At 70.5% G+C, this 23,854-nt stretch carries 20 protein-coding genes; 10 read left to right on the top strand and 10 right to left on the bottom strand.

Annotation, left to right across the window (positions count from 1 at the left end; genetic code table 11):
• A partial coding sequence (locus tag ACI3KX_RS11520; RefSeq protein ID WP_404909864.1) for a MinD/ParA family protein occupies window positions 1-938 on the top strand: 938 nt, incomplete at its 5' end.
• Between the two features lie 47 nt (window positions 939-985).
• Here the strand turns inward: ACI3KX_RS11520 and ACI3KX_RS11515 are convergent.
• Window positions 986-2,218 carry an MFS transporter gene (locus tag ACI3KX_RS11515; RefSeq protein ID WP_363356104.1) on the bottom strand — a complete coding sequence of 411 codons (1,233 nt, stop codon included), beginning with the start codon at window positions 2,216-2,218 and terminating at the stop codon, window positions 986-988.
• A 103-nt stretch (window positions 2,219-2,321) separates the two neighbouring features.
• Between ACI3KX_RS11515 and ACI3KX_RS11510 the strand changes: the two genes are divergently transcribed.
• The 7 genes from ACI3KX_RS11510 (at window position 2,322) to mnhG (ending at window position 9,972) form a co-directional block, all read left to right on the top strand.
• The gene (locus ACI3KX_RS11510; protein ID WP_404909863.1) at window positions 2,322-3,389 is read left to right on the top strand and encodes a LacI family DNA-binding transcriptional regulator; all 1,068 of its coding nucleotides are present in this window, start codon (window positions 2,322-2,324) and stop codon (window positions 3,387-3,389) included.
• Window positions 3,390-3,689: 300 nt separating this feature from the next.
• Window positions 3,690-6,626: a Na+/H+ antiporter subunit A gene (locus tag ACI3KX_RS11505; RefSeq protein WP_363356108.1), complete on the top strand. Its 2,937-nt coding sequence runs from the start codon at window positions 3,690-3,692 to the stop codon at window positions 6,624-6,626.
• Window positions 6,623-7,189: a Na(+)/H(+) antiporter subunit C gene (locus tag ACI3KX_RS11500; RefSeq protein ID WP_349425746.1), complete on the top strand. Its 567-nt coding sequence runs from the start codon at window positions 6,623-6,625 to the stop codon at window positions 7,187-7,189. Before ACI3KX_RS11505 ends, ACI3KX_RS11500 begins: the two co-directional genes overlap by 4 nt.
• Entirely contained in the window at window positions 7,186-8,769 is a 1,584-nt protein-coding gene (locus ACI3KX_RS11495) for a Na+/H+ antiporter subunit D (RefSeq protein ID WP_363356110.1), read from the top strand. Before ACI3KX_RS11500 ends, ACI3KX_RS11495 begins: the two co-directional genes overlap by 4 nt.
• On the top strand, window positions 8,766-9,356 hold the full coding sequence (locus ACI3KX_RS11490) for a Na+/H+ antiporter subunit E (protein WP_363356112.1): 591 nt from the start codon (window positions 8,766-8,768) through the stop codon (window positions 9,354-9,356). The genes ACI3KX_RS11495 and ACI3KX_RS11490 overlap by 4 nt, the downstream gene beginning before the upstream one ends.
• A complete protein-coding gene (locus ACI3KX_RS11485) occupies window positions 9,353-9,619 on the top strand; it encodes a monovalent cation/H+ antiporter complex subunit F (RefSeq protein WP_404909862.1) in 267 nt (88 codons plus the stop codon). Before ACI3KX_RS11490 ends, ACI3KX_RS11485 begins: the two co-directional genes overlap by 4 nt.
• A complete protein-coding gene (gene mnhG / locus ACI3KX_RS11480) occupies window positions 9,616-9,972 on the top strand; it encodes a monovalent cation/H(+) antiporter subunit G (protein WP_308866290.1) in 357 nt (118 codons plus the stop codon). Before ACI3KX_RS11485 ends, mnhG begins: the two co-directional genes overlap by 4 nt.
• 33 nt (window positions 9,973-10,005) lie before the next feature.
• Here mnhG and ACI3KX_RS11475 read toward each other — a convergent pair whose 3' ends face one another.
• The 3 genes from ACI3KX_RS11475 to ACI3KX_RS11465 form a co-directional block, all read right to left on the bottom strand.
• Window positions 10,006-11,283 (bottom strand): FAD-dependent oxidoreductase, encoded by a 1,278-nt coding sequence (locus ACI3KX_RS11475; RefSeq protein WP_404909861.1) that lies wholly within the window; start codon window positions 11,281-11,283, stop codon window positions 10,006-10,008.
• Between the two features lie 114 nt (window positions 11,284-11,397).
• Complete coding sequence (locus ACI3KX_RS11470) at window positions 11,398-12,264, bottom strand: GyrI-like domain-containing protein (protein ID WP_404909860.1); 867 nt, start codon at window positions 12,262-12,264, stop codon at window positions 11,398-11,400.
• A gap of 339 nt (window positions 12,265-12,603) precedes the next feature.
• Window positions 12,604-13,152, bottom strand: coding sequence for a CGNR zinc finger domain-containing protein (locus ACI3KX_RS11465; protein WP_363356117.1), 549 nt, complete (start codon window positions 13,150-13,152; stop codon window positions 12,604-12,606).
• A 131-nt stretch (window positions 13,153-13,283) separates the two neighbouring features.
• Here ACI3KX_RS11465 and ACI3KX_RS11460 point away from each other — a divergent pair, with 131 nt between their 5' ends.
• Window positions 13,284-13,943 carry a VOC family protein gene (locus tag ACI3KX_RS11460; protein WP_404909859.1) on the top strand — a complete coding sequence of 220 codons (660 nt, stop codon included), beginning with the start codon at window positions 13,284-13,286 and terminating at the stop codon, window positions 13,941-13,943.
• Between the two features lie 167 nt (window positions 13,944-14,110).
• Here the strand turns inward: ACI3KX_RS11460 and ACI3KX_RS11455 are convergent, their stop codons facing one another.
• The 5 genes from ACI3KX_RS11455 to argG form a co-directional block, all read right to left on the bottom strand.
• Window positions 14,111-16,762, bottom strand: coding sequence for a penicillin acylase family protein (locus tag ACI3KX_RS11455; protein WP_404909858.1), 2,652 nt, complete (start codon window positions 16,760-16,762; stop codon window positions 14,111-14,113).
• 195 nt (window positions 16,763-16,957) lie between these two features.
• Complete coding sequence (locus ACI3KX_RS11450) at window positions 16,958-18,811, bottom strand: YhgE/Pip family protein (protein WP_404909857.1); 1,854 nt, start codon at window positions 18,809-18,811, stop codon at window positions 16,958-16,960.
• Complete coding sequence (locus ACI3KX_RS11445) at window positions 18,808-19,527, bottom strand: hypothetical protein (RefSeq protein ID WP_404909856.1); 720 nt, start codon at window positions 19,525-19,527, stop codon at window positions 18,808-18,810. Before ACI3KX_RS11445 ends, ACI3KX_RS11450 begins: the two co-directional genes overlap by 4 nt.
• Window positions 19,524-20,183 carry a TetR/AcrR family transcriptional regulator gene (locus ACI3KX_RS11440; protein ID WP_404909855.1) on the bottom strand — a complete coding sequence of 220 codons (660 nt, stop codon included), beginning with the start codon at window positions 20,181-20,183 and terminating at the stop codon, window positions 19,524-19,526. Before ACI3KX_RS11440 ends, ACI3KX_RS11445 begins: the two co-directional genes overlap by 4 nt.
• Before the next feature lie 213 nt (window positions 20,184-20,396).
• Window positions 20,397-21,839 carry an argininosuccinate synthase gene (argG, locus tag ACI3KX_RS11435; protein ID WP_349425755.1) on the bottom strand — a complete coding sequence of 481 codons (1,443 nt, stop codon included), beginning with the start codon at window positions 21,837-21,839 and terminating at the stop codon, window positions 20,397-20,399.
• A gap of 21 nt (window positions 21,840-21,860) precedes the next feature.
• On the opposite strand from argG, the gene ACI3KX_RS11430 reads away from it, so the two are divergent.
• Window positions 21,861-22,883, top strand: a complete 1,023-nt coding sequence (locus ACI3KX_RS11430; protein WP_404909854.1) for a DUF5979 domain-containing protein — start codon at window positions 21,861-21,863, stop codon at window positions 22,881-22,883.
• A 175-nt stretch (window positions 22,884-23,058) separates the two neighbouring features.
• On the opposite strand, the gene ACI3KX_RS11425 is transcribed toward ACI3KX_RS11430, so the two are convergent.
• The gene (locus tag ACI3KX_RS11425; RefSeq protein ID WP_404909853.1) at window positions 23,059-23,817 is read right to left on the bottom strand and encodes a Pr6Pr family membrane protein; all 759 of its coding nucleotides are present in this window, start codon (window positions 23,815-23,817) and stop codon (window positions 23,059-23,061) included.
• Between the last annotated feature and the right edge of the window lie 37 nt (window positions 23,818-23,854).

Below are 23,854 nucleotides of genomic sequence, written 5' to 3'. Positions count from 1 at the left end.
CGGGCAAGCCGACCGTCCAGGACCTGCTCGAGTCGCGAGGCGGCGCCAGCCGCACGCGCGCGACGTCGGGGTGGCAGGGAGCCGTCCGCCGGGCGACCGGCGGCCTCGTCTCTCCTGCACCCGGCCGCGCCGAGCGCGACCGGCTCGATCGCCAGAAGCGGGTGCAGCGCCGGCTCGACGCGCCGCGGACGATCGTGGTGCTCAACCCGAAGGGCGGCGCGCACAAGACGACGAGCACGCTGCTGCTGGCTGCCACCTTCGGGACGGTGCGCGGCGGTGCGACCCTCGCGTGGGACAACAACGAGACTCGCGGCACGCTGGGCTGGCGCGCGCAGAACGCCCCGCACCACCGGACCGCCGTCGACCTCCTCGAAGACATCGACGAGTTCTGGAACCCGAGCGGTTCCAGCCTCGCTGCACTCGACACGTACGTGCGCACGCAGGTCGACGCCCGCTTCGACGTGCTGGCGTCGGACGAGGATGCCGCGGCATCCTCGACGATCGACTCCGCCGCGTTCGACCGGCTCCACTCGCTCCTGCGTCGCTACTACCGGCTGATGATCGTCGACACCGGCAACAACATGCGCGCCTCGAACTGGGTGGCGTCGGTCGCGGCGGCCGACCAGCTCGTGATCGTCTCCACTGTGCGCGAAGACACCGCCGCCAGCGCCGCGTGGCTGCTCGACGGCCTCCGCGAGAAGGGGTTCGGCGACAAGATCGATGACGCCGTCACCGTGCTCACCGCGCCCTCGTCGCGCCCCGACCGCCGGCTCGAGGACCGCCTCACGCGTCACTTCGAGCAGGTGACCTCTGCGGTCGTCAATGCGCCGTTCGATCCGTCCCTCGTCGACGGCGGCCCCATCGACTTCGACGCGCTGGCGCCCGAGACCCGCGACGCGTGGCTGACGGTGGCCGCCACCGTCGCGGATCGCCTCTGAGCTGACGCACGCCGGGACATCTCCAGATGCCCCGGCGTGGTCCCGCCCTAGTGGTGGTGGCCGGCGCCGACCTGCGAGCCGGCGATCGGCTTGGCCGCGCCCGAGGCGAAGCCCGAGAGGGCGATGAGCGCCACGAGGATCCAGAGCGTCGGCAGCAGCCCGATCTGGTGGCTGATCCAGCCGAGGATGGGCGGGCCGCACAGGAACGCGACGTAGCCGATGGTGGCGGCTGCCGAGACGGATGCGGCAGCCTTCGCCGGGTCGTCGGCCGCGGCCGACATGCCCAGCGGGAAGCCGAGGGACGCGCCCATGCCCCACAGGGCCACGCCGATCAGGGCGATCGGCATCGAGGGCGCCAGGATGAAGATCACCAGGCCGCCGCCGGCGAGGATCGCCAGGATGCGGAGCGTCCACACGCGTCCGAAGCGGTCGACGAGCGGGCCGCCGAGCGCCCGCACGGCGGTCATCGCCACCGAGAAGACGGTGAGCGCGATCGCGCCCTGCGCCTCGGTGCCGCCGTGTCCGTCCACCACGCTGAGCGGCAGCCAGTCGTTGGCGCCGCCCTCGGCGAACGCCATGCCGAGCATGATCGCGCCGATCGCGTAGGTGCGCGGGTCGCGCCAGACGGCGATCGCGGCGGCGAACTTCTCGCGCCGGGTGGGGGCATCGGCGGCGTCGGTCGGGTCCTCGTTCACCTCTCGTCGCGGCACGAAGGTGACGGCGACGGCGCCGCCGACCACGACGAGGCAGCCCACGATCCAGAGGTGCGGGGCGACGCCCACCTGCCACGCCGCCATCGCCACGCCGACCCCGGCGCCGGCGACCGTGCCCAGGCTGAACAGGGCGTGGAACAGCGGCATGATCGTCTTGCCGCTCGCCTGCTCGATCGCCGCGCCCTCGACGTTCATCATCACGTCGGTCGCGCCCATGCCGAGTCCCATCACCGCGAGCCCGGTGGCGGTGAGGGCGAAGGATGCCGTCATGTCGGCGCCGAAGCCGACGAGCACGATGCCGATCGCGAACGTCGCCAGACCCATCAGCAATCCGCGGCGGGCGCCCCACCGCGCGAGCACGACGTTGGCCAGCGTGAGGCCGAGGATCGACGCGGCACCCGACGCGAACAGCAGCAGGCCGACTTCGAAGTCGTTGATGCCGAGGTTGGCCTTGACGGAAGGGACGCGTGCGGCCCACGTGGCGAAGCCCAGGCCGGTCGCGAAGAAGATGCCGAAGATCGCGGTGCGCCAGGCGACCAGTTGCGTCCGGGTGAGCACGGTATCCATCCGGACACTGTACCGAATCGATTCGGCAGCGCTGGAACCCGGGAACTGCCTGCCTCGAATCGATTCGGCCCGGTGGCCTGCAACGGGCTACGATCGTCACGACATGAGCCGTCAGGATGCCGGAACCCGCCGCGCCACGATCTCGGACGTCGCCCGTGAGGCCGGCGTCTCGCCGTCGACCGCCTCGGTGGTGTTCAGCGGCAAGACGCCCGTGTCGGAGGCCACCCGCCGGAGGGTCCTCGACGCCGCCGCGGCGCTCGGCTACACCGGTCCCGATCCGCGCGCCGCATCGCTCCGCCGCGGGCGCTCGGGCATCGTCGGGGTGGTCTTCGAGGAGCACCTGCGCACCGCGTTCCTCGACCCCGTGAAGACGCTGATGATGGACGGCCTCGCCGACGCGGTCACGCCGATCGGCGCGGGACTTCTCCTGCTGCGCGACCACGAGCCCACCGGCAGCGGCCCCTCGCTCACCACCGCGCCGCTCGACGCGGCGGTGCTCATCGGCTGCAGCGGGCTGCTGCGCGAGTCGCTCGAGACCGTCAAGGCCCGCGGCATCCCGGTCGTCGTGATCGAAGGGGATGCCGGGGACGACGTCCCCCGCATCGGACTCGACAACCGCGAGGCGCAGCGCCAGGCGGCCAGCCACCTCCGCGCCCTCGGACACCGCCGCGTCGCCGTCGTCGCGCTTCCCGTCCGCGCCGGGTGGGAGCGGGGCTGGATCCACGACGACACCGCGATCGCCGTCGACGTCACGCGCGAACGCCTCGCCGGCGCCCTGGACGTGTTCCCGGATGCCGCGACCTTCGCCGCCGCCGGCAGCTTCATCGACGAGGGGCACGCGGCCGGCCGCGAGATCTTCGCCGACCCCGACCGTCGCCCGACCGCGGTGATCGCGCAGAGCGACCTGCTCGCCGCCGGCGTGATTCGGGCGGCCGAGGAGGCGGGCCTGCGGGTCCCCGAAGACGTGAGCGTCACCGGCTTCGACGGCATCGTGGTCGACGGCCTCGCCCCGTACGAGCTGACGACGCTCGTGCAGCCGGCGACCGACAAGGGCCGGGCCGCCGGCGCCGCCGTCGCGGCGATGCTGGAGGGCGCGCCAGCCGCCTCGATCCGCTTCACGTGCTCCTTCCGCGAGGGCAACACGACGGGCCCGGCTCCGCTCGAGCGCTGACCTCGCCGCGGCGCCGGCCGTCGCGCTGACCCCGCCGCCGCCCCGGGTCCTCGCGCCGAACCCGGTCGTTGAGCGAGCGAGCGAGGAACGAGCGAGACGAAACGCGCGCACCCGGCGTCGTCGAACGGTTCGAGGCGTTGCGCCTCGGTCGCTGGCGCCCCCTCGCTAACGACCGGGGTCGTGTGCGGTCGACTCAGGGCCCGGATTGCGCCGGGTAGGATGGTTCAGACACCCCGATCGCCTTGGCTCCGCGCTGTCCTCCGACGACCTGCGCCGACCGACGACCCCGAGGAGGCCCGAATGCTCCTCGTGCTCGGCGCGTTCGCGGTCGTTCCGATTCTGCTGCCGTGGCTCGTCGCGCGCATCGGCGCCCGCGCGTTCTACGTCGCGGCGATCCTTCCCCTCGCGGGCTTCGTGTACGCCGTGGTGCTCACGCCGCGCATCATCGCCGGTGACATTCCGTTCGAGACATACGCCTGGATCCCCCCACTCGGCATCGACCTCTCGATGCGCATGGACACGCTGTCGTGGCTCATGACGCTGGTGGTGACGGGCGTCGGCGCGCTGGTGATGATCTACTGCCGCTGGTACTTCCGCGGCAAGAAGGAGAACCTCGGCCAGTTCGCCGCTGTGCTGCTCGCCTTCGCCGGCGCGATGTACGGTCTCGTGCTCACCGACGACCTCGTGGTGCTCGTGATGTTCTGGGAGGTCACGAGCGTGCTGTCGTACCTCCTGATCGGGTACTACAACAAACGCGCGGCGAGCCGCCGCGCCGCACTGCAGGCGCTCCTGGTCACCACGCTCGGCGGACTGGTCATGCTGATCGGCGTCGTGCTGCTCGTCGTGGACGCCGGCACCTCGAGCATCTCGACGATCCTCGCCGAGGCGCCGTCCGGGCCCATCGTCGACGCCGCCCTGGTGCTCATCCTCGTCGGCGCGCTCAGCAAGTCGGCGATCTTCCCGTTCCACTTCTGGCTGCCCGGCGCCATGGCGGCGCCCACCCCCGTGAGCGCCTATCTGCACGCCGCGGCGATGGTGAAGGCCGGCATCTACCTCATCGCCCGCCTCGCACCCGTGTTCGCGATCGCGCCGACCTGGCGGCCGATCGTGGTGGGACTCGGCGTCTTCACGATGCTGCTGGGCGGGTTCCAGGCCCTGCGCGAAACAGACCTCAAGCGCGTGCTCGCGTTCGGCACGGTGAGCCAGCTCGGCATGCTGACCGTGGTGCTCGGCTATGGAACGAGGGATGCCGCCCTCGCCGGCCTCGCGCTGCTGCTGAGTCACGCGCTCTTCAAGTCGGCGCTGTTCCTCGTGGTGGGCGTCATCGACCGTCAGCTCTCCACGCGTGACCTGACCGAACTGTCCGGGGTCGGCCGGCAGGCGCCCGTGCTGGCCACGTTCTCGATCATCGCGGTCGCCTCGATGGTCGGCATCATCCCCACGATCGGGTTCGTCGCCAAGGAGGGGGCGCTTGCCGCCCTCCTGCACGAGGCGCTCGGCGGAGCAGTGTGGGGCATCGTCGCCCTCGTGGGCATCACGCTCGGGTCGGTGCTGACCGCGGGGTACGGCATCCGCTTCGTCTGGGGTGCGTTCGCGACCAAGCGTCAGCCGAGCGGCGACCGTATGCCCGACACGGAATGGCCCGACCCGCCCATCGGGTTCCTCGTGGCGCCGATCGTGCTGAGCGGTCTCACCGTGGTCGCCGGTGTCGCGGCTCCGTGGCTCGACAAGGCCTTCGCCCCGTACGCCGATCAGGCGCCTTCGGCCACGCCGGGCGTGGCCGCTCCCGAGCACCCCGCACATCTGGCCGTCTGGCACGGCTTCGAGGCCGCGCTGTGGATCTCGCTCGCGTCCATCGCGGTGGGCGTCCTCGCGTTCTGGGCGACCCGCGGCTGGCGACCGGTCACGCGGCTGCTGCCGTTCACGGCGGCCGAGGCGTACAACGGCGCGCTCCGCGGCATCGCGCGCCTGTCCGTCCTGACGACCAGCCTCACCCAGCGGGGCTCGCTGCCGGTGTACGTCGGCACGATCTTCGTCGTCTTCGTCGCCGCCGAGGGCACGGCGCTGATCGCGAGCGACGAGTGGCGCGCCCAGCTCGACGCGTTCCACACGCCGACGCAGCTGTTCGTCGCACCGCTCATGATCGCGGCGGGACTCATCGCGATCCGCGCGCGCAAGCGCTACACCGGTGTGGTCCTCGTCTCGGCGACCGGACTCGGCATGGTGCTGCTCTTCGCGACGAGCGGGGCGCCCGACCTCGCTCTCACGCAGATCCTCGTCGAGACCGTCACACTGGTCGCCTTCGCCCTCGTGCTGCGGCGGATCCCGTCGCGACTCGGCGAGCACAACGCGTCGGTCTGGCCCGTCGCGCGCGCCGTGCTCGGCGCCGCGGTCGGCATCACCATGGCCCTCGTCGCGATCGTGGCGACCGGCGCGCGCGTCGAGAAGCCGATCTCGGAGCGCTTCCCCGAGCTGGCCTATCAGCTCGGTCACGGCAAGAACGTGGTCAACGTCGCCCTCGTCGACCTGCGCGGGTGGGACACGATGGGCGAGCTCTCGGTGCTGATCCTCGCGGCGACGGGCGTGGCCTCCCTCGTCTTCGTCACCCACCGCGCCGACACGCTGTCGCGTTTCATCGCGCCGCTGCCCTCGGGGGCGACCCGGGCGCGCCGCCCCCTCGTCGAGACGTCGGACGGCCTCAAGCAGCGCGGCGACGAGCGCGGCAGCGGGCGCATGGCGTGGCTCGTCGGCGGCCAGCGCGTACGCCCCGAGAACCGCTCGATCATGCTCGAGGTGATCGTGCGGATCCTGTTCCACACGATCATCATCGTGTCGCTGTACCTGCTGTTCGCCGGCCACAACCTTCCGGGCGGCGGGTTCGCCGGCGGCCTCGTGGCGGGCATGGCGCTCGTGATGCGCTACGTCGCAGGCGGCCGCTACGAGCTGGGCGCCGCCGCGCCCACCGACGCCGGGCGCCTGCTCGGCACCGGCATGACCATCGCGGTCGCGTGCGCCGTGGTGCCGGTGTTCTTCGGCTACCCGCCGCTGTCGAGCTTCTTCTTCGAGACCACGCTGCCGGTGCTCGGCCACGTCGAGTTCGTCACCTCCACCATCTTCGACGTGGGCGTCTACCTCGTCGTCATCGGGCTCGTGCTCGACGTGCTGCGCAGCCTCGGCGCCGAAGTCGACCGCCAGGCGCAGGAGCTGCGCGAGCAGCAGGGGGTGAGCGTCTCGTGAACGTCTCGCTCATCCTCATCATCGTGATGGCGGTCCTCTTCGCCTGCGGCGTGTACGCCATGCTCGAACGCAGCCTCACCCGCGTCCTGATCGGGTTCCTGCTGCTCGGCAACGCGACCAACCTTCTCCTCCTCATCGTGATGGGCGCCCCCGGTGTCGCGCCGTTCTTCGGCGCGGCGGCATCCGTCGAAGAGATGTCGGACCCACTGCCGCAGGCGCTCACGCTCACCGCCATCGTCATCACGTTCGCCGTCTCGGCGTTCCTCCTCGCACTCATCTACCGCTCCTGGCAGCTCGGTCAGGCCGACACCGTGATCGACGACATCGCAGACCTCGAGGTGCGCGAGCGCGGCCCCGAGGACGAGGACACGATGGACGAGGAGACCGAGATCGAGCACACGGACGACGACGCGACGACCGACTTCGTGGGCACCGACACGGCTCCGATCACGATCCTCGGCACGCGGGACTTCGCCGGCCTCCGTGACGACGCCCCGGTCGACCGGCCCGCGCAGAACCCGCGGGATCGCGCCGACGAGAACGAGCGAGGTGATGACGCATGATGCAGATCGCCCCGGCACTGGTCCCGCTGCTCGTCACGCTTCCCCTGCTCGGCGCCGCCATCGCCCTCATCGCCGGACGGCACCGCAAGACGCAGGTCGCCGTCTCCGTGGTGACGCTCACCGCGGTACTCGTCATCGCCGCGATCCTGCTCTACGTCGTCGACGTCGGCGACAGGCCGATCGCGGTCTCGGTCGGCGGCTGGCCCATCCCGTTCGGGATCGTGCTGTACGTCGACCGGCTGTCGGCGCTGCTGGTCGTGGTCTCGAGCATCGTTCTGCTCGCGGTGCTCCTCTTCTCGGTCGGCCAGGGCGCGGCCGACGGCGACGACGACACACCGGTCTCGATCTTCCACCCCTCGTACCTGATCCTGGGCGCGGGCATCTTCAACGCGTTCATCGCGGGCGACCTGTTCAACCTCTACGTCGGCTTCGAGATCCTGCTCGTCGCCTCGTATGTCCTCATCACGCTGGGCTCGACGGAGTCGCGGATCCGCACCGGCGTCGTCTACATCGTCGTGTCGCTGGTGTCGTCGATCCTGTTCCTGGCGGCGATCGCGATGATCTACGGCGCGCTGGGCACCGTGAACATGGTGCAGATCTCCGAGCGGATGGGGGAGCTCCCGCAGGAGACGCAGCTGATCCTGCATCTCATGCTGCTGCTGGCATTCAGCATCAAGGCCGCCGTCTTCCCGCTGTCGTTCTGGCTGCCCGACTCGTACCCCACCGCGCCCGCCCCGGTCACCGCGGTGTTCGCGGGCCTGCTGACGAAGGTCGGCGTGTACGCGATCATCCGCACCGAGACCGAGCTGTTCCTCTACAACGACGTGAACCAGCTGCTCATGTGGGTGGCGCTGGCGACGATGATCGTCGGGGTGCTCGGCGCGGTCGCGCAGGCCGAGCTGAAACGCATCCTGTCGTTCACCCTCGTCAGCCACATCGGCTACATGATCTTCGGGCTCGCGATCGCGACGCCGGCGGCCATCGGGGCGACGATCTACTACATGATCCACCACATCGTGGTGCAGACGACGCTGTTCCTCGCCGTCGGACTCGTGGAGCGCCGCGCGGGATCGACCTCGATCCTGCGTGTGAAGGGACTCATGAAGGCGGCGCCGGTGATCGCCGTGCTCTACTTCATCCCCGCCGTCAACCTCGGCGGCCTGCCGCCGTTCTCGGGCTTCATCGGCAAGTTCGCCCTGTTCGACGCGGCGGCCCAGGTCGGCACGCCGATCATGATGGTGCTGATGGTCGGCGGCATCCTGACGAGCCTTCTCACCCTGTACGCCCTCATGCGCGCGTGGAACCTGTCGTTCTGGCGCGAGGACGAGGACTCGGCCGAGACCGAGGCACGCATCTCGTACCTCGGCACGGCCCCGGCAGCCGGCGTCGAGACCGAGCGCCGCGTCATCCCGAAGATCATGACCGCCGCCACGACCGGGATGGTGGCGATCACCGTCGCGCTGACGATCTTCGCCGGGCCGCTCTACGACGTGTGCACCCGCATCGGCGAGGCGCTCCTGCAGCCGGTGTCGCTGACCCAGCTGCAGGACGACGTGCAGGGATCGGAGAAGGCGCCGTGAGCCCCGACCTGCCCCAGAACCGGCTGCACCGCGCCGTCATCACGACCTGGCGCCAGCTGCCGTTCTTCGTCTGGCTCATCGCGCTGTGGATGCTCCTCTGGGGGCAGTTCACATGGCTCGCGTTCCTCACCGGCCTGATCGCGGCGATCATCGTGACGCGCATCTTCCGCCTGCCGCCCGTGGAGCTCTCCGGCCGCGTGAACCTCTGGTGGGGCTTCGTGTTCGTGGCCGAGTTCATCGTGGCGGTGATCCACGGCTCGCTCATCGTGGCGTGGCAGGTGCTCGACTTCCGGCGACAGCCCGGCGCCGCGATCATCGCCGTGCAGCTGCGCACCGACGACGACCTGATCATGACGCACACCGGCGTGACGGCATCCCTCATCCCCGGCTCGCTGATCGTCGAGACCGATCGCGACCGCCGCATCCTGTACCTGCACGTGATCGGCGTGCGAGACGACACCGATGTCGAGAAGCAGCGCGCGAGCGTCTACCACTGGGAGGAGCGCATCGTGCGCGCAGTCGGTTCGCGGGCGCAGCTGCAGGCGATCCGAGCTGCGAGACCCGTCGCCGGAGGGGGTGCGCGATGAACATCCTGATGATCGCGATCTACGTGATCTTCGGCGTGGCCGCACTGCTGACGCTGTGGCGGATCGTGATCGGGCCGTCGATCCTCGACCGCGCGGTGGCGTCCGACGTGCTGCTCACCGAGGTGATGTGCGTGCTGGGCGCCGAGATGGCGATCAACCATCACACCCGGACGCTTCCGGTGCTGCTGATCATCGCGGCGGTCGGCGTGTTCGGGTCGATCTCGATCGCGCGGTTCGTGGCGAGAAGGGACCAGGGACGATGAACGAGATCCTGGATGTCGCGGCCCTCGTCCTGATCCTCATCGGCGCACTGCTGTGCCTCACCGCCGCGATCGGCGTGCTGCGCTTCCGCGACGTGCCGAGCCGCCTCCACGCGGCGACCAAGCCGCAGGTACTCGGCCTGATGCTGATCTGCCTGGCGATCGCGCTGTCGTTGCGGTCGTGGCCGGTGGTCGCATTCCTCGTGCCGATCGTGCTCATCCAGCTCGCGACGGCGCCGCTGTCGGCGCACATGGTGGGGCGTCAGGCGTATCGCAACGGCACGATCGACGAGACCGGGCTCCACGTCGACGAGCTTGCCGAGTCCAAGCGCACGCCGCCGGCCGCCGGCGGCTGAGGCAGCAGCTGCAGCCTCGGGCGCGAGCCGCCGTCAGTGCGAGACGCTCGCGCGGCGGCGCGCCCAGGTCGGCGCCCTCTCGGGCCGAGGGCCGACCCCGATGATGAACGCGGGGATGACGGTCAGTGCGGGCAGGCGACCGAGGAGTCGGATGAGCCGGCGCGGCGGCGAGACTCCTGCGTCGCTGAGCGCAGGCATGATGAGGCGCGCGTGGATGAAGCGCTGCAGCGCCTGGATCACGACCGTAGGCAGCGTCCGCCGGCGCTGCACGCGCGCGAGCACGCGATCGCCCTCGCGAGCGGAGCCCCGGAACGTGCCGCGGCGCAGCGGATCGGCGAGGATGCGGGCGGCGGCGACGGCATCCTGCACGGCGAGGTTGATGCCGACGCCGCCGACGGGCGACATCGCGTGGGCTGCGTCGCCGATGCACAGCACACCGGGCGCGTGCCAGCGGCGCAGGCGATCGAGGCGCACATCGAGGTGTTTGACGTCGTCCATCGACGCGATGCCGTCGACGTCTGCGGCGAGCTCGGGGAGGAGCTGCGCGGTGTCGGCGCGGAAGGCCTCGACTCCTCGCCGGCGGACCGCGGTGTCGGTGCCCTTGTGCCCGAGCGCCGCGACCTGCACGTAGCCCCTGCGGGGGATCGCGATGGCGACGCGCCCCTTGCCGATGCGCGGCAGCAGGGACTCGCCGAGCGGCTCCGCGGTGTTCACGCGGTACCACCAGACGTCGAAGCCGACCCGGAACTGCCGCACCGGAAGCCCGACGGACCGCCTGACCACCGACCAGCGCCCGTCGCACGCGACCGTGAGGTCGGCGAGGAGCCGGCCGTCACCTGCCGGTGACGAGTACTCCACGCCGACCACGCGATCGCCGTCGCGGATGACACCGGTCACCTCGTGCTCCGTGCGCAGGGTGAACGACGGTTCGGCGGCAGCGGCATCGGCGATGAGGTCGAGCAGGTCCCATTGCGGCACCATCGCGATATACGGATGCCGCACCCGCAGGCGCGAGAAGTCGGCCATCTGCACGTCCTGGCCGGCGGGTCCGGGCAGGACGACCCGGCTGATCCGCGAGTGCGGCAGCGCGTCGAACCGGTCGAAGAGGCCGAGGTCGTCGAGCAGGCCGAGGGTGGTCGGATGGACGGTGTCGCCGCGGAAGTCGCGGAGGAAGTCGGCGTGCTTCTCCAGCACCGTGACCTTCACTCCCGCCCGGGCGAGCAGGAGGCCGAGCACGAGGCCGGCGGGGCCGCCGCCGACGATGGCGCACGTCGTCCGCGTCGACCCGGCGGCGTCGGGATCGAAGGTCATGTCGGCATCCGTCTCAGCACCGGCTGGGTCTCCACCTTCGACGCCTCCTCGTGTCCTCGCACTCCTGCCGAGCACCATCCGAACCCAGGGTACGACGGCCGCGTCGGCGAAGGGCTAGGCGCGTTCCACCGGCAGCCACAGCTCCGACGTCGCGGTGCTGAAGTCGTCGGCGCGCTCGAGGATGGCCACGATCGAGGGCCCCGGTCGCAGCCGCCACGGGTTGGACGGGAACCAGTCGGCGGCGGTCGCGGCCCACGTGGCCTGCAGGGCCGCGGGGTACGGGCCGGAGGTGCGGAACACCGCCCAGCTTCCGGCCGGCACGTCGATCACGTCGAGGTCGTCGGGCACCGTCGTGCCCTCGCCGACGGCGACGCCGTGCAGGTAGGTCAGCTCGCTGCCCTCGGTGTAGTCGGGGTCGAGGTCGGCGCTCACCTGCAGCAGCCCTGCGGGCTCGGCGCTGCTCAGCGCCTTGAGGCGCAGGTGCTCGTCGGCGGGGAGCGAGGCGATGTGCGCCTGGATGTGCGGGTTGACGCCTTCGTGGATGAGCGGCACGCGGGCGGCGTGGCCGACGAGCCGGAGGTCGGAGAGTTCTGCGATGCGGGTGTCCATGGGGGTGTTCCCTTCTACGGTCAGGCGGAACCTGAGCTGCGGTTGCGTGCGAAGGGGACCGCCGTCCCGGCGCACGTCGCCAGGGCTGACGCCGTGCACCGCGCGGAATGCGCGACCGAACGCCTCGGTCGAGCCGTAGCCGTAGCGCACCGCGATTCCGAGCAGGTCATCGCCGCCGACGACATCGGCCGCCGCGACGGACATCCGGCGTCGCCGGATGTATTCCGACAGCGGCATCCCGGCCAGCGACGAGAACATCCGGCGCATGTGGTACTCGGTGGTGCCGAGACGCCGCGCCAGGTCGGCTACGTCGATGTCCTCGGTGAGGTGGTCCTCGACATACCCGACGACCTGATTGAGAATCGCGATCACGGTTCCTCCTTCGACATCCAGCCTCGCCGTCGGCGGCATTCCGCACCCTACTATCGCGGTCCGATTCGATCGGGCGCGCACCGCTGGTCTGGCGTCAGGCGATGCGGACGAACGATCGCAGCTGATTCTGGGTGAAGTCGTGTGCCTCGACGAACCCCCCGCGACTCGTAGAACGCCCGCTGTGCGTCCTCGGCATCCGTCAGCAGCACCAGCTGCCGGACTCCGCCGTGATCTGAACTGTCATGCGCCGATCCTTCGCCCGTGCAGGTCGGGGTTCGTCGACCGACGCCGCCACGGCTCCGACCGGCACGCGGGCCGGTCGGGTCGTCGGGCGACGGCTCAGGCGGCGTCGGCCTTGCGGCGCTCGCGGTAGGCCTTCGCCTTCATGCGGCTGCCGCAGGTCGACATCGTGCACCACTCACGGCGATGACCGCGAGACGTGTCCAGATACACCTGCGTGCACTCGGGTCGCGCGCACTCGCGGAGCAGCGCGGACTGCTGGCCGCCCACGATCTCCACCGCTTCGCGCGCGATGTCGGAGAGTGCCTGGCGCGGATTTCCCGAGCGGGACCAGCCGTCCGGCGTGAGCGCGGCCGTCAGCGGCAGGGCTGCGGCGGCGGCGTTCACGGTGGCGACCGCGTCGGCGGGCAGCGGCCGCTCGTGCAGCCGCGCCCAGACGAGTGCGTAGATCGCCTCCCGCACTTCGACTGCCGCATCCAGATCAGCGGGCACGGATGCCGTGGCCTGGGGAACCAGGCCGGACTCCACGAACCATGCGTCGAGGTCGGAGGGCGCAGCGAGCTTCTCGGTGGGGCGGGCGTTGCGACGCGCACGCAGGGTGCCGACGAAGTCGAGGGCGAGCGTGCCGCACGGGAAGGCGTGAATCACATCACCATTCTGACAGGTGACACGCCGATGGGGGTCGAGTTGCGTCACCTGTTTGACAGGTGACGTTCTTCGGTGCATGATGGTCACCATTCAGACCGGTGACGCACCGGTCGCTGATAGAGGAGGAACTCATGGACCTGAAGCTCGAAGTCGTCGTCATCCCCGTCTCGGATGTCGACCGATCGAAGGCCTTCTACGAGCAGCTCGGCTTCCGGCTGGACGCCGACTTCCGCTCAGAGCGGGGCCTGCGCGTGGTGCAGCTGACGCCTCCCGGATCGGCGGCATCCATCATCTTCGGTGAGAAGCTCACGACGGCGGAGCCGGGGTCGACCCAGGGCCTGCACCTCATCACCACCGACATCAACGGGGCGCGTGAGCAGCTGCGTGAGCGCGGCGCCGAGGTCAGCGAGCTTGGCACGACGCCGACGGCATCTTCCATTGGGCCGGAACCGACAACCGCGTCGCGGGCCCGCACCCGGCTGCCGACAGCTACGGCACGTATGCGTCGTTCTCAGACCCCGACGGCAACGGCTGGGTGCTTCAGCAGATCGTCACGCGAGCCCCGGGCCGCTGAACCGCGAAGGACTCTGACCATGTCAGATGACGCCCCGGTCTCGGATGCCGAGACCTTCCTGCGCGAGCTGCTGACGCGCACCGCGGAGGCGCACGGCCGCTACGAGCGCGACGAGCTCGGGTCGGTCTACGACGAGAACTGGCCGCAGTGGTACGCCGCCTACATGGCCGAGGCGCTCGCCGCAGACGGCTACGCGATCACGCGGAGCGTCTCGTGAAGGGAAGCGCCCGCCCCTGACCGACGACGAGGCGCTCGCCGCAGACGGCTACGCGATCACGCGGAGCGTCTCGTGAAGGGAAGCGCCCGCCCTTGACCGACGACGAGGCGCTCGCCGCAGACGGCTACGCGATCACACCGTGCATCTCGTGAGCGCCGACCGGCCGGTCAGGGCGTCAGCACCAGGGTGTCGGTGGTGGCCGCGTCGACCGCCTTCGACGAGAACGCCCAGGGCGTCAGCTCGGCCTTCTGCCACGACTCGACCTGGTCGGTGTAGTTCGTGTGGAAGGCGTGGCCGCTCTCGCCGGTGAGCTGGTTCCAGCGCGACGCGTCGAAGTCCGAGAGGTCGACGATCATGCGCATCGAGGGCACGGTGACGGTCGCGAAGCTCGAGCCGAGGTCCCACCCGGTCGCGTTGACGACGGACGAGCCGCCGCCGACCGGGTACGGACCGCGGTTGAAGAGCCACTCGATGGGTGCGATGCCCGATTCGCCGAAGCTGTCGTTGATCAGGGGCAGCGCGTGCAGCGAGCCCCAGTTCCAGCGCGAGGGGTTGTCGCCCTGCTCGTCGACCAGCCGCTCGTACGCGTCGATCGCCGCGCGCTTCAGTGTGTCGGTCATGCCCGATACGCCCAGCTCTTCGTTGGTCCACCACGGCGACGCGTCGTCGTCGAGCAGGGCGTCCATGACCAGGAACAGCCGGCCCTGGCCGCTGAGCGGTGCGGCGTTCTCGCGGCCGTCGACGAACACGTTCTCGACCAGGGTGTCCCACAGCACGTTCGCGTAGGCGGCGGCTGCGGAGTCGGCGCCGTTCTGGGCGTCCCACTCCTGCAGCAGGTCGAGCGCGGCATCCGTGTCGTCATCGCCCGTGGTGATCTCGGCGTAGGCCGCGGTCAGCCGCATGCCGATGAAGGAGTAGTCGTCGGCCTGGATGGCGTTGAGGTCGTCCGCGGTCACCGGACCCTTGGCGATCGCGCGCTGGATCAGCTCGTCGATGCGCGCGGCGCGCCAGCCGTAGTCCCAGTCCGTCGTCAGGCTGTACGTGTAGTCGGCGGCGACGATCGCGTTGTTCGCGGTGACGATGTAGCCCTCGGTGGGGTTGTACGAGACCGGCAGCTCTTCGAACGGGATGTAACCCTGCCACGTGTACGCCGAGTCCCATCCGGGCTGCGGCATCGAGCCGTCGCCGGCGCCGCGGATCGGAAGCTTGCCGGGCGTCTGGTAGCCGATGTTGCCGTCGACGTCGGCGTAGATCAGGTTCTGCGCCGGCACGTCGAAGCGGGCGGCCGCGCCGCGGAAATCGTCAAAGTCCTTCGCCGTGTTGAGGGCGAAGATGGCGGATGCCGTGGTCCCGGGCTGCAGCGCGGTCCACCGCAGGCTGACCGCATACTCGCCGTCCGGCGCCTCAGCCGGCGCGGCGACCGTGCCTGCCGTGCCGGTGTAGGGGTTCTCGGCGATCGCCGTGAAGTCGTCCGTGAGACCGGACACGATCGGGCCGTTCACGGTCGAGCGCACCTGGAGCTCGACGTCCTCGCCGCCGGCGACCTTGAACGTCTCGGTGTGCGTCTCGAGGGGCACCAGCGCGCCGTCGTACCAGTACGAGTCGCCGTCGATCTTCTCGAGGTACAGGTCGGTGACATCGGTGGTGAGGTTCGTGAAGCCCCAGGCGACGCGGTCGTTGTGGCCGATGACCACGCCCGGCAGTCCCGAGAAGCCGAAGCCTGCGACGTCGAACGGGCACTCCTCGGTGACGGTGGAGCACTTCAGCTGGATCTGGTGCCAGACGCTCGGCAGCGATGCCCCGAGGTGGGGGTCGTTCGCGAGCAGCGGCATCCCCGTGTCGGTGACGCTGCCCGACACGACCCACGAGTTCGAGCCGATGCCTTCGCCCGCGTCGCCGACGAGGTCGCTCACCGCGTCGAGCACGGTGTCGGCCTCGCTCCACTCGATGGCGGCGGCAGGGGCCGCATCGCCCGCAGCGTCGCCCGAGGCGTCGCCCGCCGCGTCACCCTCGGCCTCGCCCTCGGCGGCGAGGTCGGGTGCCGTGCCCACAGCCGGCACCGTCGAGATCTTCGGCACGATCACGGGGTTCCGATCGTAGGGATAGGCGGGATAGAGGCCGTCGATCTGCGCCTCGGTGAGGTCGGCCGCCAGGACGGCGCGCTCTGTCTCGTTCTCGATGTTGCTGCGGAGGTCCCAGGCCATCGCCTTCAGCCACGCCACCGAGTCGGCCGGCGTCCACGGCTCGATCTGGTAGTCGGGGTTCTGCAGGCCGAGGATCGCGTACTCGAACGACGCGTCGGCCCCCTGGTTCTCGGCGAGGTACGCGTTGACCCCGTCGGCGTAGGCGTCGTAGTACGCGCGCTCGGTAGCGGTGAGCGCCTCGACCTCCTGCTCGGCGGTGGCGTGCCAGCCGAGCGTGCGCAGGAACTTGTCGGTGCCGAGCTGCGATGCGCCGAACAGCTCCGAGAGGCGCCCGCTCGTGACGTGCCGGCGGAAGTCCATCTCCCAGAACCGGTCCTGCGCCTGCACGTATCCCTGCGCGAAGAACAGGTCGTGCGGCGAGTCGGCGGTGATCGTCGGGATGCCGAGCACGTCGCGCTGCACCGTCACCTCCGCCTCGAGGCCAGGCACCGTCGCCTCGCCGCTCAGCTGCGGGAACGAGCGCTGCGCCGTGTACGCGACGAAGCCGACCGCGATGAGGGCGAGCACGACGATGCCCGCGAGGATGCTGAAGAGCGTGATGCCGACCGTCCGCCCCACGGATCGACGGGGAGCGGTGTCGTCGACGGCGTAGGGCGAGGGCTGGGGCTTCGGCATTGAAGGGCTTTCCGAGCGAGGGTTGGGGGGAACGCGGTGCCAGGCACCGCGGCATCCGGTCCCTGTGCATTCGGGTAGCACAGGCACCGCTCCGCATGCTAACCCCGACCCGCGCCCTACGCCGAATCGCACTCGCTTTTGCCGTGGGATCGGCTGTTGCGAACCATCCGACGGGTGCTGCCCGCCCGGTATCCGTCAGCCGATGACGCTCGGCTGCAGGTCGCGGAGCGTGCGGAAGTGCGTCATGCGGGTGACGCCGATGGCGGCGATCACGCCGGCGCCGACGAGCCATGCGAGCAGCACGGCAAGGTCGAGCCACACCCGGTCGGCGCTGCCGCCGTACATCACCTGGCGCATCGCGTCGACGACGTAGCCCATCGGCAGCACGTGGTGCAGCGCAGCCAGCGGTGCCGGCAGGGTCTGCCAGGGGAACGTGCCGCCCGCGGTCACCAGCTGCAGCACCATCAGCACGAGGCCGAGGAATTGCCCGACCGATCCCAGCCAGACGTTCAGCGCGAGCACGATCGCCGCGTACGTGGCGCTGGCGAGCACCAGGATGCCGAGCGTCGCCAGCGGATGCGCGAACGAGAAGCCGAGCGCGAGGGCGAGCACCCCGAAGAGCCCGACCATCTGCAGGCCGCCGAGAAGGGCGGGGGTCGCCCAGCCCGCGAGTGTGATGCGGATCGGCGAGTGCAGGGCCGTCACCGCGCGCTTGGAGACGGGCTTGACGATCAGGAACAGCGCGTAGATGCCGATCCAGCCGGCGAGGGCGGCGAAGAACGGCGCGAGGCCGGCGCCGTAGTTCTGGGCCTGGGTGAGCGACGACCGCTCGATCTCGACGGGCGCGGCCAGCGTGCCGGCCTGCGCCTGGCGGGTCGCGGCGTCGAACGAGGGAAGCTGGGCGGCACCGTCGGCGAGTCCGTCGCGCAGCTGCGTCGCGCCGTCCTCGAGCTGGGTCAGGCCGCCGTCGAGGGCAGTTGCCCCGTCGCGCAGCTGCGCGGCACCGTCGGCGGCGGTCGCCGCGCCCGTGGCCAGGGTCGCCGCGCCTGCGGCGACGCTCGCGGCGCCCGACGACACCTGCTGGGCTCCGTCGTTCAGCCGGCCGATCTCGGCGACGGCGCCCTGCACGCGATCGTCGACCGCGTCCAGCCGTTCGCCGACGGGATCCAGCTGTGCGAGGACCTCTTCGATCCGCGTCTGGTCGAGACCCGCCTCGGCGAGCGTCGCGGCGATGCCGTCGCGCACCTGTGGCAGTGTCGAGACCGCATCAGAGGATGCCGCGCCGATCCGGTCCGCGATCGCGTCGAGCTGCGCGGTGCCGCCGGCAACCTGGCTCGCACCGTCCGCGACCTGAGCCGCACCCGTCGAGAGCTGGGTGGCACCGTCGCGCAGCTGCGCAGTTCCGTCGGCGAGCTGGACGGCACCGGCGGAGAGCCGCCCCGCACCGTCGCCGGCCTGCGCGAGACCGTCCACCAGCTGAGAGGCGCCGGTGGCGGCATCCGTCAGCTGGATTCGGATGGTGTCGAGCGCGTCGAGCATGGTGAGACCCGCCTCGGCCACGACCTTCTCGGTGATCGTGGTCTGGATGCGCTCGACCGCCTGCGTGCCGATCGTCGAGGCGAGGTAGTTGTTGGCGTCGCTCGTGTGCAGCACGATGTCGGCCGTCCGCGGCTCGCCCGTCGTGATGGAGGCGATCGCAGCGGTGAAGTCCGCGGGCAGCTCGATCGCGAAGTCGTAGGCGCCATCGTCGAGGCCCGCGTCCGCCTCACCGGCGGTGGCGAGGTGCCAGTCGAACGTGCCGTCTTCGATGAGCTCCTGGGCGACCTCGTCGCCGAGGTTGCGCTCCGTGCCGTTGAGCTCGGCACCGGTGTCGGCGACCACGAGTGCGACCGGCACCTCGTCGAGCTGGCCGTAGGGGTCGCGATTCGCCCACAGGTAGAGGCCGCCGTAGAGGATCGGCACGACCATCAGTGCGATCAGCGCGATGAGCGACATGCGCGTCGAGGCGAGGCGCCGGAGCTCAGCGAGGATCATCTGGGGGACCTTCATACCCGGCCACCCTTCGACGGCGCGGTGAAGCGGCGCAGCCGTGGCCTGCCCGCGATCCCGGGCGTCTCGTCTCTGCGTTTCGACTCGCCAGCTCGCTCAACGACCGCCGCTCGCTCAACGACCGCCGCTCGCTCGACGAGCACCGACTGCGAGGCCTGGCCGGCGATCACGAGCACCGCAAGGCCGCGAGCGGCGAAGTCCTCGGCGATCGCCCACCACGCGGCGGGCGGACCGCCATGACGGTCGGGCGAGACGAGCACGAGGCCCTCGATGCCCTTGCGCAGTACGGCCAGCTCGCAGAGCGCGCGCACGCGGTCGGCGGGATCCACGTTCGAGACGGGGACGGATGCCGCCTCTCCGAGCGCGTGCTCGTCGAGCCAGCGCCGCACCGCGATCGGGTCCGACCGGCGGCCCGCGAACATGAGCTCCTCGGCGGCGACGCCGGCGAGCGTGACGTTCGGTTCCGGCTCAGACACCTCGGGGGCGTCGACGAGGGCGACGCGCCGGCGCAGGCGGGCGGCCGCCGAGCGCCCGTCGATGGCGACACGACCGGTGTCGGGCCGCATCCGGCCCGATGCGATGAGGCCCAGCACGGTGGGCCGCTGCTCGGTCTCGGCGGCGACCAGCGTGACGCGGCCCGACTCGAAGACGGCCGAGGTCACGGGAAGTGCGTGCTCGCGGCGGCCCTTGCCGACGGCATCCAGCTCGACCTTCACTCCGTCACCGCCGCGGCGGCGGTGGCGGCCGCCGGCGGGGCGAGCAGGTCGGGATGATCCTCGAGCAGCGCCGCGGCCTCGCGCCACGAGAGTCCGGCGATGCTGAGCACGGCCCGCACGGCGAGGGCGCCCGCGCTCGGCGACGAGGCGTCCATGCGGGTGATGACGGTGCGCGCGGTCTCTTCGACGAGCCGGGCGAGCGTGGGGGCGGCGACGTCGGTGCGCAGCATGTCGGCGTCCTGACCCTCGCGCACGATGCGCACGACGGTCCGGCGGAGGGGAGCGAGCGCGGTCGCCGTCTCCTCGAGGTGGGCCTCGTCGAGGGCGATCGCGGCGAGCACCTGCACGTGGGCCGCCTCGTTCCACAGCGCCCCTGCGAGGCGGGCGAGCGCGACGCGCGGGTCGGCATCGTCGATCGCGACCGCGATGGCGTTGAACCTCTCCGCCCCCTGGGCGACGAGTTCGCGCACCAACGCGTCGCGGTCGTCGAAGTGCCCGTAGAGGGCCCGTCGTGAGAGGCCCGCCTGCCGGGCGATCGCGTCGACCGACGCGCGGGGGTCGTGCGCGAGGGCGACGTGCGCCGCGGCGAGGATGCCGGCGCGGTTCTCGAGAGCGTCCCGCCGCGGACGGCGCACAGCATCGATCGAAGAGGTCATGCCTCCACGATAGTTATCTTGCACAACATTGTGCAAGTTATGTCCGCGCGGCCGTTGAGCGGAGGGCGCTCTGGCGCCCGAAGACGAAACGCGCCAGACCTTTCGCAAGGTCAGGCGCGTTTCGTCTCGCTCCTTCGTCGCTCGCTCAACGACCGCGGGACGGTCGTCTCGCTCCTTCGTCGCTCGCTCAACGACCGCGGTCCGAAGAGACGCTCAGTCGGTTCCCAGGTCGAACGCGGATGCCTCGTTCGCGGCATCCGTCGCCTCGGCCAGTTCTTCGCGCTCGGCGCTGTACTCCTCGGCGTGCTCGGTGATCTCGCCGGCCTCGCCCTGCGCGAGGTGGCCCACGAGCTCGCCGGTCGCTCCGCCGATGATGCCCGCTGCGGCGTAGTGCTCGAGCCGCACGCGCGAGTCGGCGATGTCGAGGTTGCGCATGGTGAGCTGGCCGATGCGGTCGGTGGGGCCGAACGCGGCGTCGCCGACGCGCTCCATCGACAGCTTGTCGGGGTGGTACGACAGGCGCGGGGCGCTCGTGTCGAGGATCGTGTAGTCCTCGCCGCGACGCAGGCGCAGGGTCACGGAGCCCGTGATCGTCGAGCCCACCCATTTCTGGATCGACTCGCGCAGCATGAGCGACTGTGGCTCGAGCCAGCGGCCCTCGTACATCAGGCGCCCGAGGCGGCGGCCCTGCTCGTGGTACGTGGCCAGCGTGTCTTCGTTCAGGATGCCGTTGACCAGGCGCTCGTACGCGATGAAGAGCAGCGCCATGCCCGGCGCCTCGTAGATGCCGCGCGACTTCGCCTCGATGATGCGATTCTCGATCTGGTCGCTCATGCCCAGGCCGTGGCGGCCGCCGATGCGGTTGGCCTCGAAGACGAGCTGGACCGGGTCGGCGATCTCGACGCCGTTGAGGGCGACCGGTCGGCCTGCCTCGAAGGTGACGGTGACGTCCTCGGTCTCGATCTCGACCGACGGGTCCCAGAACCGCACGCCCATGATCGGCTCGACGGTCTCGAGCGATACGTTCAGGTGCTCGAGCGTCTTCGCCTCGTGCGTCGCGCCCCAGATGTTGGCGTCCGTCGAGTAGGCCTTCTCGGCCGAGTCGCGGTAGGGGAAGCCGTGCTCGACGAGCCACTCGCTCATCTCCTGGCGCCCGCCGAGCTCGGTGACGAAGTCGGCGTCGAGCCACGGCTTGTAGATGCGCAGGGCGGGGTTTGCGAGCAGCCCGTAGCGGTAGAACCGCTCGATGTCGTTGCCCTTGTAGGTCGAGCCGTCGCCCCAGATGTCGACGCCGTCCTCCTTCATGGCGCGGACGAGCAGCGTCCCGGTCACGGCGCGGCCGATGGGCGTCGTGTTGAAGTAGGTGCGGCCGCCGGAGCGGATGTGGAACGCGCCGCACGCGAGGGCGCCGAAGCCCTCCTCGACGAGCGCCGGCTTGCAGTCCACCAGCCGCGAGACCTCGGCGCCGTATTCGAGCGCGCGGCTCGGGATCGCGTCGATGTCGTCTTCGTCGGGCTGGCCGAGGTCGCCGGTGTAGGTGCACGGGATCGCGCCCTTGTCACGCATCCACGCGACGGCGACGGAGGTGTCAAGGCCCCCTGAGAAGGCGATGCCGACGCGCTCGCCGACGGGCAGGGATTGAAGGACCTTCGACATGCCGTCAAGTCTAGTTAAGGGATGCGGCGCGACCCGGCCAGGCGTGCTTCTGTCACTCCGTCACCGCCAGCAACACTGGCGAGTCGGCATCCACCGGCCTCTGCGATCGCTTCACACGCGACAAGATTCCCTTTCGTCACACCAAAAGGGCTGGAAGCGGTCGCTGAGGACACCGAGACGATCACCGAGATCCCGGCGCGCTCGGAATGCACGGTGACAGAGACGGACGATCGAGGCGCCGACGGCACGGTCACCGCAGCGGACGTGCCGGGTGCGGAGGGTGAGCTCGCGCCGCAGATCGACCAGGAGACGCGCACGGTGGTGATCCCCGAACTGCAGCCCATCCGTGTCGTCAGCGCGGATTCGCGGACGGCGTTCTGGGAGAATCTGCCGACCGGCGCCGAGTGCCGCCTCATCGAGGTGGACGAAGGGGGAGCGAACGAGACCGAGATCCTGGACGCGGAGGGCAACGTCATCGCCGGCCACGGCGAGGGCTACACCTTCACGGTCGAGACCGATCCGACCACCCTGAGCGTCGACGATCAGCCGCAGCCGAGCCTGCAGGTCCGCAACACCTTCAACCTGGCGCAGGTCTCTGTCACCAAGACGGTGGAGTCCGAGGCGAAGGGCATCGACGGCGAGCCGATCTCGTACGGCCCGTTCGAGGTGACGCTGGACTGCCTCTGGAACCAGCAGCAGGTCGCCGCCGCCGAGCCGATGACGCAGACGATCGCGGACGGCGAGACGGTGACGTGGGCGGAGCTGCCTGCGGGCAGCGAGTGCACTGTCGCCGAGACGGATGCCGGTGACGCCGACCAGACGACGATCACCGTCGATGGTGAGGTGCAGCCCGGAACCACGGGCTCGGTGACCCTCGCGTCGGGCCAGGTGACGATCGTCTTCACGAACACGTTCATCGCACCCCTCCCGCCGACCGGGCTCGAGGGGCGCGGCGTCGTGATCGCGCTGTCGGCCGGGTTGGCCGTTCTCGCGAGCGGTCTGGTGCTGGTGATCGCGGCGATGCGGCGGCGTCGGCTGAGCTGACCGTAGCGAGATGGTGGGGCCGGATACTCCGACCCCGCCTTCTCGTGCGGCCACGCTCGCGGTGGCGCCGGTCAGGCTGAAGCGCACGCCGATACGGGCGTGTTGTGAGGACGCTACAACGTGTCCGCCGTTCGGGGGACAGAACGCACAAACAGTCCCCGACGACCGTTGCGCGTCACTCCGACAGGGCTCGCGAGGGGACGGATGCCGGCGCCGGCGCCGTGGCATCGGCATCCGTGTCGGTGATACCGATCCGGCGGCCCCACCACACGACGAAGGCTCCGACCGCGACGATCGCGAGCGCGATGCCGATGACGTAGACGATCACCGAGAGCCAGCCGCCCGGGTTGTTCGGGTTCAGGAACGGATACGGGTACCAGAAGGGGTCGCCCGACACGGGGTTGGTGACGAGGGGTCCGCGGATCATCGTGTACACGGCCCAGAGGATCGGGAAGGCGACCACCGCCCACAGGCTGCGCCACGGCAGCGACCGGCGCAGCGGGCCCACGAAGACGTCGGCCAGCAGGAACAGCGGGCCGATCAGATGCAGCACCTCGTTCGACCACGGGATGGGCGCGCTGCCCTGGGGCAGTTCGATGCCCCGCAGCAGTGCGTTGTAGACGATTCCGGTGATGATCATGAAGGTGCTCGCGCAGGCGAGCGCGACGGCCAGTGCCAGGGGCTCGGCGATCGCTCTGCGTCCGCGGGCGAAGAACCACACCGCCGCCCACACGAGCACGATCGCCGCGAGGGCGTTCGAGAGGATCGTGAAGAAGCTGAAGAAGTTCGCGATCGTCGTGGTGACGTCGCGGCCGAGCTCGGCCGCCGTGCCGATCGACTTCGACAGCTGCGCCGTGATCGCCGCCACGATGACCGCCGCCATCGCCAGCCTCAGCACCGTCCACACCGTCGCCCATGCCCGAGAACGCGTCATGCGCACACCATACCGATCCGGGTCTGCCGGGTCGTGT

Origin of the sequence: Microbacterium sp. ZW CA_36 (genome assembly GCF_044987475.1) — a bacterium.
Lineage (GTDB): Bacteria > Actinomycetota > Actinomycetes > Actinomycetales > Microbacteriaceae > Microbacterium.
Note: the sequence above shows the minus strand (reverse complement) of the source record. Positions and strands in the feature narration are given on the sequence as shown.